At 63.1% G+C, this 8,543-nt stretch carries 8 protein-coding genes and 3 pseudogenes; 10 read left to right on the top strand and 1 reads right to left on the bottom strand.

Annotation, left to right across the window (positions count from 1 at the left end; genetic code table 11):
* Nucleotides 1-1,064, top strand: a 1,064-nt coding sequence (locus tag J7I79_RS22900) for a DDE-type integrase/transposase/recombinase (RefSeq protein ID WP_214957357.1), incomplete at its 5' end; no start/stop codon positions are given.
* Between the two features lie 588 nt (nucleotides 1,065-1,652).
* On the opposite strand, the gene J7I79_RS22895 is transcribed toward J7I79_RS22900, so the two are convergent.
* Complete coding sequence (locus tag J7I79_RS22895) at nucleotides 1,653-2,150, bottom strand: hypothetical protein (RefSeq protein WP_214957355.1); 498 nt, start codon at nucleotides 2,148-2,150, stop codon at nucleotides 1,653-1,655.
* A gap of 699 nt (nucleotides 2,151-2,849) precedes the next feature.
* Between J7I79_RS22895 and J7I79_RS22890 the strand changes: the two genes are divergently transcribed.
* From J7I79_RS22890 to J7I79_RS22855, 9 genes and pseudogenes are all read left to right on the top strand, one after another.
* Nucleotides 2,850-5,444 (top strand): LuxR C-terminal-related transcriptional regulator, encoded by a 2,595-nt coding sequence (locus J7I79_RS22890; RefSeq protein WP_251043186.1) that lies wholly within the window; start codon nucleotides 2,850-2,852, stop codon nucleotides 5,442-5,444.
* Nucleotides 5,445-5,572: 128 nt separating this feature from the next.
* Nucleotides 5,573-6,262, top strand: coding sequence for a hypothetical protein (locus J7I79_RS22885; RefSeq protein ID WP_214957343.1), 690 nt, complete (start codon nucleotides 5,573-5,575; stop codon nucleotides 6,260-6,262).
* Complete coding sequence (locus tag J7I79_RS22880; RefSeq protein ID WP_214957341.1) at nucleotides 6,259-6,492, top strand: hypothetical protein; 234 nt, start codon at nucleotides 6,259-6,261, stop codon at nucleotides 6,490-6,492. The genes J7I79_RS22885 and J7I79_RS22880 overlap by 4 nt, the downstream gene beginning before the upstream one ends.
* Before the next feature lie 54 nt (nucleotides 6,493-6,546).
* Nucleotides 6,547-6,717, top strand: a pseudogene (locus J7I79_RS25045) (hypothetical protein); the annotation flags it as partial.
* Nucleotides 6,639-6,941, top strand: coding sequence for a DUF2306 domain-containing protein (locus tag J7I79_RS22875; RefSeq protein ID WP_214957339.1), 303 nt, complete (start codon nucleotides 6,639-6,641; stop codon nucleotides 6,939-6,941). The pseudogene J7I79_RS25045 and the gene J7I79_RS22875, both read left to right, overlap by 79 nt.
* Nucleotides 6,941-7,201, top strand: a complete 261-nt coding sequence (locus J7I79_RS22870) for a hypothetical protein (RefSeq protein ID WP_214957337.1) — start codon at nucleotides 6,941-6,943, stop codon at nucleotides 7,199-7,201. Before J7I79_RS22875 ends, J7I79_RS22870 begins: the two co-directional genes overlap by 1 nt.
* A 225-nt stretch (nucleotides 7,202-7,426) precedes the next feature.
* Nucleotides 7,427-7,594 (top strand): annotated as a pseudogene (locus tag J7I79_RS22865) (dihydrofolate reductase); the annotation flags it as partial.
* A 46-nt stretch (nucleotides 7,595-7,640) separates the two neighbouring features.
* Nucleotides 7,641-7,931 (top strand): transposase, encoded by a 291-nt coding sequence (locus J7I79_RS22860; RefSeq protein ID WP_214957335.1) that lies wholly within the window; start codon nucleotides 7,641-7,643, stop codon nucleotides 7,929-7,931.
* A gap of 35 nt (nucleotides 7,932-7,966) precedes the next feature.
* Nucleotides 7,967-8,543 (top strand): annotated as a pseudogene (locus J7I79_RS22855) (IS3 family transposase); the annotation flags it as partial.

Genomic DNA, 8,543 nt, shown 5'->3' with positions numbered 1-8,543 from the left:
CCGTCGGTGGATCAAGGCTTAGAGAGCGCCTCAGAGGATATGCCGGACGGGCCCCGGTCCAAGAAACGCTGATGGCCACCTATCGGTCGATGCTAGAACTGAAAATCCCCACGCGCCGGGCAGCTTTATTGACGGGTGTTTCCAGGACGACCGCGAACCGGAAACCGTCCCCGCCGCGGGACCAGACCCCGGTAGTCCCCCGGAACAAGCTCAACGCCGCCGAGAGGGCGGAGATTCTGGCGGCCCTGAACTCACCGGAGTTCGTGGACCTGGCACCCCTGCAGGTCTACACAAAGCTGCTGGACCAGGGGATCTATCTCGGGTCCCCGTCGACCTTTTATCGGGTGCTGGAGGACAACAAGCAGGTCAAGGAGCGGCGCCGACTGGCCAAACACCCGCCCCGGACGGTTCCCGAGCTGGTGGCCACGGCACCGGGCCAAGTGTTTACGTGGGATATTACAAAGCTCGCGGGCCCGGTCAGGGGGAAGTATTTTGACTGCTACATGATGGTCGATATCCATTCCAGGTTCATCGTCGGCGCGCACGTCCACACCACCGAATCCGGGGCGCTGGCCGTGGAAATGATGAAGGGAATCTTCGGAATCCACGGCATCCCCCAGGTCGTGCACGCGGACCGGGGAACGTCCATGACCTCCAAAACCGTCGCCGCGCTGCTCTCGGACCTGGAGGTCACCCGGTCCCACTCCAGGCCCCGGGTGTCGAATGATAATCCGTACAGCGAGGCGATTTTCAAAACCCTGAAATACGGTCCGGAATTCCCCGAACGCTTCGCATCAGTCCACGACGCCGGAGCCTTTATCAGCGGTTTCGTGGACTGGTACAACCATCACCACCAACACTCCGGCATCGGCTTCCACACCCCCGCGAACATCCACTACGGCGACGCCGCCGGCGTCGCCAAAGAACGCTCGGCAACCCTCGCTGCAGCCCGGACGAAACACCCCGAACGCTTCACGACAACCACCGATCCAAAAATCCTTGCGCTCCCAGGACCGGCGTGGATCAACCAACCCAAGGAACCCACCGAAGAATTAGCCGCCTAACTCCCGTTGGTACCGTTCAGCTTGAAAAATTCCGTTACGACAAAGGGAGGGAAGACGGCCTTAGTCATGGCGGTCACTAATAATGGACCCCGGTCTAGACCGCGACGGTACCCACCGGACAAATCCTTGAAAACAGTTCCACCTGAAAGAGGTGGACTCAGGCCTTGCATGAATAACCGTTCACGCGACTGCACTGAGGCTGATCGCATTGTGAATCGCAGCGATAAGTCTCATTTCGGGCGCCCGAAAGCCGGTCGTCCACCGGACGGCCGGGCGCTGCTCTTTGGCCTTCTTCACGTCCGCGCGTTTGTGACTTTCGGCGGTAAGTGGCGGCGTTTTTACAGCACTATTTGGCGCATGGTGCAGCCCGCAAGAGGATCCTTTATCAGGACGGGACAGCCGGCCATGCGCCAGGTGCCGGACTCTTCCGCGGTCGTGTTGAGAGTGAGCGCTCTTGCTGTCGCTTCAGGCGGAAGATAGTGATGCCCCACCGTATTGACGCGCAAGGTCCTCTAAGGACATGGGTTATGGGTCGCGTCCAATAAGGCGGCATACGGGCGACGGCTGGTGGTTTCGCACTTTGAGGGATCACAGAGAAGCCGCTTCAGAGGAGATTCTCTTGGCCGGTGAAGAGTTGGTCCCGGTGGTCCGCAGGAAACTGTAGCTGAAGTAGATGGCTCCAAGACCGACCACAAAGGTCAATATGCCGGTGGACTCGTAGAACAGATGGCCGGCTTCGGGTGACCAGAGGTGGTAGACCGTCTTTACGATGTCGGCGTCGCTGCCAGGCAGGAACGTGGTGTTCTGCAGGCCGAGCGCTTTCAACACGTGGTCCAGAAAGCCGTCAATTATGCCGAAGTACACGAAAACCAGGCCAGCGTTCACTGCGTACACCCACCGGGTAGCAGGGCTCGGCCTTCGCCGGTACCACCACATCAAGAGCACCGGCAACACCAGAAGGATGGCTGACGCGATGAGCACTTCCATGCCGAGCCTGTAAACGTGGTGGACGACCGTCACTGCAATCATGGCCTCGGTCCACATCAATGCACGAATTACGGATGGGTTTTTCAAGAGCGGTTTCACGGTTTTTCCTGTCGTAGTGGTTAAGGGACCGGCCTGCTATTAGTCTCGTTCGCGTTCCAAACGCACGAATCACCGGGCTGGTCGATGTTGTTAGGCATGTACTGGATGCTGCGTTCTTCGGGGTTGCGGCCCTGCTCGTTGTCCTGACCGAACGGTAGAAGGAGACCTAATGACCACGCGTCATCACACATGGTGATTAGCGTGGTGACTTATTCGACGGGCCTTGTCGTGGCGATCTGTGTGTCCATCCGGCGGCCCTGGTTGGGCCGGCAGATGCTTCCTCATCATTGAGGTGCTATCGGTACGCCGTCGATGTGACCAGATCTGATGAGCGGGCGGCTTTCGCGTACGTTGGTGCGGCGACTTGCAGACAATCTTTCCTGCTGCCCGGGGTTCTGCCAGCTTTTGAGGCGTGCTCCGGATCAGTGGGCGGCCCGGTATGCCGCGTCGCTGTGGTCCTGACGAGGTCCTACCGGGGCCGGGTAGGGGCAGCTCTCGTGCGCACGGCCCTGACCACCAGCGCCCCGGTACGCTGGTGTTATCTGCCGCGCACTTCGGCCACGGTTGCGTTGGAACGGAGACCGCATGGCATATCCGATGATTGCAACGAAGCTGTATGTCCCGAAGCTGCGAGGCGGGCTTGTGACACGGCCACGACTCCGTGCGCGTATGCAGCGTGGGGGGTCGAGACTGACGCTGTTGTCCGCCCCGGCAGGGTTCGGCAAGACGACGCTCCTCGCCGAGTGGGTGGATGAGACATCTGGCGAAGACGGTCGTGTTGCGTGGCTCTCGCTTGACCCGGTGGACAACGAGCCCGCGTCGTTCTGGACCTACGTCGTGAACGCGCTCCAAACGGTGGTGCCCGGCATCGGCTCGACTGCGCTGGAGCTCATCTCGTCCTCACCGTTGCCCACCGAGCTTGTGCTAACCACGGTGTTGAACGAACTGGCCGCGGCACCGAACGATGTATGGCTGGTGCTCGACGACTACCACGTCATCGACAGTGGCGATGTCGGTGACGGAATGGTCTTCCTGATGGAGCACCTTCCGCCCCATGTGCACGTGGTGATCAGCACCCGAGCCGACCCTGATCTGCCACTGTCGCGTTGGCGGGTGCGGGGCGAGCTGGCCGAGATCCGGGGTGTGGATCTGCGCTTTACGTCGGAGGAGGCCGTGGCGTACCTCAATGAGGTGGCGGGACTGGACCTGGTCGCGGAGGACGTGGCGGCGTTGGAGGAGCGGACGGAGGGGTGGATTGCCGCGCTTCAGCTGGCTGCGCTCTCTCTCCAGGGGCGCGACGACGTCGCCGGTTTCATCGCCCGGTTCGCCGGGAACGACCGATATATCGTCGACTACCTGGTCGAGGAGGTGCTACAGCAGCAATCTGAGCAAGTCCGGGGTTTCCTGTTGGACTCCGCGGTTCTCGACCGACTGACGGGGCCGCTCTGCGACGCCGTCTCCGAACGCGGCGGCGGCAGCCAGATGCTCATTGCCTTGGAGCGTGCGAACCTCTTCATTGTCCCTCTGGACGATCGACGGGAGTGGTATCGCTACCACCACCTCTTCGCCGACGTGTTGCGGGCGCGCCTGCTTAGTGAGCAGCCTGAGAAGATTCCGCTGCTGCATCAGCGCGCCAGTCGGTGGTACGAGTGCCACGATTTGGCAGAGGAGGCGGTCAGGCACGCATTGGCTGCCCGAGACTTCGACCGGGCGGCCTACCTTATGGAGCTGGCCGTGCCGGCGATCCGTCGCAACCGGCAGGAAGCGATGCTGCTCGGCTGGCTGAAGGCCCTGCCCGATGACACCATCCGGCGCAGCCCGGTGCTTAGCGTCTTCTACGGATTCATGCTAATGATGTCAGGTGATCTTCACGGGGTCGAGCTTCGACTCGACGACGCGGAACGCGGGCTGGCTGCGGTACCGGAGGGGTTGGCTGCCCCCTGGGCTGACACTAAAGAGCTCCATACGCTGCCGGCGACCATCGCCGTTTACCGCGCTTCGCTCGCGCAGGCACGGGGGGATGTGGCAGGCACATTGGGGCACGCTAGGCACGCACTTGACCTGGCGGGCCCCAACGATCATCTTGCGCGGGGCGCTGCGGCCGGTTTTATGGGGCTCGCCGCGTGGGCGAAGGGGGACCTGCCGGCAGCGCTGCAGACGTTTACGCAGGCTGTGGCAAGCCTGCACGCTGCCGGCAACCTGGTCGACGAGCTCAGCAGCACGGTCGTGCTCGCTGACATGTGGCTCGCGGCAAGCCGACCCAGCGAGGCACGCCGGCTCTATCGGAGTGCGCTGCAGCTGACGCAGGCACAGGGCGAGCTTGTGGCGCGGGCAACCGCCGACCTGCACGTGGGGCTATCCGAGATCTGCCGTGAAGTCGGAGACCTCGGCAGCGCCAAGCGACACCTCGAGACCGCCGCAGCGTTCATCGAACGTTCGCCGATGACCGAGAGCCGCTACCGGTGGTTCGTGGCGGCGGCACTGGTCGCCCAGGATGAAGGCAACCCGGAGCGGGCCGTCGATCTTCTAAATCAGGCGGAGCAACTTTACCGGCCTGGGTTCTTCCCGGATGTGCGCCCGATAGCTGCAATAAGGGCGCGCGTCCAGGTGGCCCAGGGCGCGTTGTCCGAGGCTGCCGGCTGGGCACATGAACGGGGGGTGTCTGTCACCGACGATGTCAGCTACCTGAAGGAGTATGACCACCTCACCTTGGTGCGGCTGCTGATTGCCCAGCAGCGGGCCGACCCTACTACCGACGCCGTCCAGGGCACCCATCAACTGTTGGGCCGGTTATTGGCCAACGCCGCTGCATCCGGACGGGCCGGCAGCGTGATGGAGATCCGTATGCTGCAGTCTTTGGTGTTCGACGTGCAGGGGCACCGGCGCCTAGCCCTCGAAGCACTTCGCTCCGCATGGGCCGAAGCGCCCGAACCCGATGAGTACGTGCGGCTATTCCTTGGCGAAGGAGAGCCCATGCTGGAGCTGCTGCGTGAGGCAATGCACGACGGCGGCACCGCCGCCCCCGCTTCCCGGCTGCTCGCCCTGGGGGAGGGGCCCTCAACGCAAGCTTCCCGCCCAGGGGAGCGCCCGACGTCGGTTGTTGACTCGATCAGTGAGCGGGAGCTGCAGGTGCTCAGGCTCCTCGACAGCGGGTTGACCGGGCCGGAGATCGCCCGCGAGCTGTTTATCTCGCCCAACACGCTGCGAACCCACACTAAACACATCTTTACCAAACTCGGGGTCACCAGCCGCCGAGCCGCGGTTCTTCGTGCCCGCGACCGCGGCCTCATGTGACCGTTCCTGCGTCCGGCTTTCACCCGGCCAGTCACATCATCGGGTGACGCCGCGTCACACCGTCCGTCCCTACCTTTGAGTTGTACGGCAGCGCCACGCGACCGGCACTCACAATCAGGGAGCAAGACATGTCCATCACCCCCACCGCACTCACCCGCTCGGCCGGCCTGTCCGCCGTCGCAGCAGGCCTGCTGTTCATCGGCGTCCAGATCAACCACCCCCACCTGGATGCAGACTTCGCCACCACCGCGGAGTACACGGTCCGCCAAAGCCTGAAGGTGCTCATGGCCGGACTTTCACTCATCGGCATCACCGGCATGTACCTGCACCAGGTGAAGCAGGCCGGAGTGCTGGGCCTGATCGGGTACCTCGTGTTCGGCGCCGGCTACCTCATCATGACGAGCGTCGAAGTCATCGGGGCGGTTGTCTTTCCAACTCTTGCCCACACCACGCCCGCCTACGTCAACGACGTCTTTGCCGTAGCAACGGGTGGCCATGCAAGTGGGGACATCGGCCTGATGCAGGTCCTGAACCTGGCCTCGGCCGCCACATTTTTGGGCGGCGGACTCCTGTTCGGCATCGGACTCTTCCGCGCCAGGGTCCTTGCCCGCTGGGCGGCCGTGCTCCTCGCCGCCGGCTCCGTGGCGACTCTCGCCTTCCCGCTGCTGCCGCAGGTCAACGCAAGGCTGTTCGCTATCCCGATTGGCGTAGCTATGATCGGTCTGGGTTACTCATTATGGCGCGGATTGCGCGCCCCGGCTGCCCGGCCCCTCACCGGCACGGTCAGCTCGGCGCTCCATCCGGCGGGCACCAAGTGACCACTCAGGCGGCGCCACGCCCCACCCTGCCGACCCGGTCGGCGGGGTGGGTACCGTTCGCGCTCGTGGCCCTCGTCCTGATCCCCGCCATTGCCGGTTGCTTGCGGCTGGTGGAACTGGGCGGCGGCCCGCAACTCATACCGGCCGACGCCCGGATGGCCGCCTCACCCGTACCTGTGATTGTGCACATCGTCTGCGCCGAGGGGTACGCCCTCGTGGGCGCATTTTAGTTCGCTCCCGGGTTCCGGCGACGCCACCCCGGCTGGCACCGGGCGGCGGGACGGGTCCTGGTGGGTCTGGGTCTCGCAGTGGCGGTATCTGCGCTTTGGATGACGTTGTTCTACCCCCGACAACGGGAACCGGGGAGCTGGCTTATGTGTTCAGACTGGCCTTCGGCTCCGCCATGGCGGCCAGCATCATCCTGGGGTTCGCCGCAGTCCGCCATGGCGACATAGGCCACCACGAGGCTTGGATGATACGCGCCTACGACCCCGCCCTCGGAGCAGGCACCCAGGTATTCACGCAAGGCATAGGGAACGCGGTCTTCGGCACCAGCACGCTCAGCACCGGCCTCATGATAGGAACAGGATGGGTCATCAATGTCATAGTCGCTGAGTACGCCATCCACCGGCACAGCAGCAGCCAAACCCGCAGGGCGCCGGCGGAGATCGGGTTCTGATGATGCAGTCCCTCAAACGACAGGAGCCCTCTGGCTACCGGCTTCGGGTCGACGGGCACCTCGACGACCGCTGGTCCGCCTGGTTCGGCGACCTTACCCTGACCCACGAAAGCGATGGCACGACAAGCCTCAGCGGTTTCGTCTCTGACCAAGCGGCCCTGCACGGGCTACTCATGAAGGTCCGAAACCTTGGCATCACCTTGATCTCCGTAGAGGCCATCGACCCCGCAGGATCACCGAGCCCTGGGCTGGGCTCTTGAAAACTAAGGATTTCGAGAGGGCATCGAATTGAGAAGCGGACTCGAAATAGGTCCCTTGATTTGTGAATCGCAGCGATAAATGTCACCCCCGTCCGCCCGTTAGCCGATCCTTTCCGTACGGAGCATCTGCTTGGCGTGGTGGTCAACTGGCCCTCGGTGTGGCCTGACCGATGACTTTTCCGTGCTGGTCTGTTAACGAATACCGACTCACGGGAGATTGGCGCCATGCGCAAACTGACCTTCGGCATGAACCTGAGCCTGGGCGGCTACATCGCCGCGCCCGGCGACGACCTCGGCTGGAGCGTACCGAGCGACGAGCTGTTCCAATGGTAGTCCGACCGGGTGGGGGCGACGGGCCTGGCGCTGTACGGGCGCAAACTGTGGGAGACGATGTGAGGTGTACTACTGATGTGAGACACAGTTTGAAAGGATTGTGCCCATGTCTGCTCGACCTGGCTATTCCGATGAGTTCAAGGCCGATGCCGTGGCCTTGGCGGCCTCTTCGGGGCGTTCGTTACCTGCCGTCGCTGCTGATCTCGGCATCTCGTTGACGGCTCTGAAACGCTGGATACGGTTGGCCCGTGATGCTGATCTGGAGGGCAGCGGCAAACCCGATGACCCGGTGGATCCTGTCAAATTCAAGGCAATGGAGGCCCGGCTTCGGGAGCTCGAGAGGGAGAATGATTTCCTGAAAAAAGTTTCGGCGTTCTTCGCCAAAGAACAGCGGTAGAAGATCTCTACCGCGTCGTTCGGGAGAAGAACGCCGACTTTCCTGTGGCCTGGATGTGCCGGCAACTGGAGCTTCCACGGGCGTCGTACTACCGCTGGTGCGATGCTAAGGAATCTTCAACCGCAGCCCGCCGCCGGGAACTGACGGACCAGGTGAAGACCGTCTTCGAATCCTCTGGCGGGATCTTCGGTCACCGCATGGTGCACACCAAACTCGCCGCCGCCGGCATCGAGGTTTCGGTAGGTACGGTGGCGGGGATCATGGCCGAGAACGGGTGGGCGGCGAAGCGCATGCGTGCGTTCAAACGCACCACCATCCCTTCGGACCCGGACAAAGTCTTCGTAGACCTCATCGGCCGGGTTTTCACAGCGGAAGCACCTGGAACACGGCTCGTCGGCGATATTACCTACCTGCGCACCGGCGAGGGCTGGCTGTATCTGGCCACTGTCCTCGATCTGTGCACCCGCATGGTCGTCGGCTGGGCCATGGCTGACCATATGCGCGCCTCGTTGGTTACCGGGGCCCTGACGATGGCCAGGGACCGCGGTCACCTGACCCCGAACGCCATCTTCCATTCAGACCGCGGGACTCTGGCCGTATTCAACCGGTCGA

Origin of the sequence: Arthrobacter sp. ISL-69, from assembly GCF_018613775.1 — a bacterium.
GTDB lineage: Bacteria > Actinomycetota > Actinomycetes > Actinomycetales > Micrococcaceae > Arthrobacter.
This window is presented reverse-complemented; position numbering and strand designations above follow the sequence as displayed.

Coding starts and splice junctions, on each gene's coding strand:
- J7I79_RS22885 (WP_214957343.1), top strand. CDS start 5,573: ATGTCCATCACCCCCACCGCACTCACCCGCTCGGCCGGCCTGTCCGCC.
- J7I79_RS22860 (WP_214957335.1), top strand. CDS start 7,641: ATGTCTGCTCGACCTGGCTATTCCGATGAGTTCAAGGCCGATGCCGTG.
- J7I79_RS22870 (WP_214957337.1), top strand. CDS start 6,941: ATGATGCAGTCCCTCAAACGACAGGAGCCCTCTGGCTACCGGCTTCGG.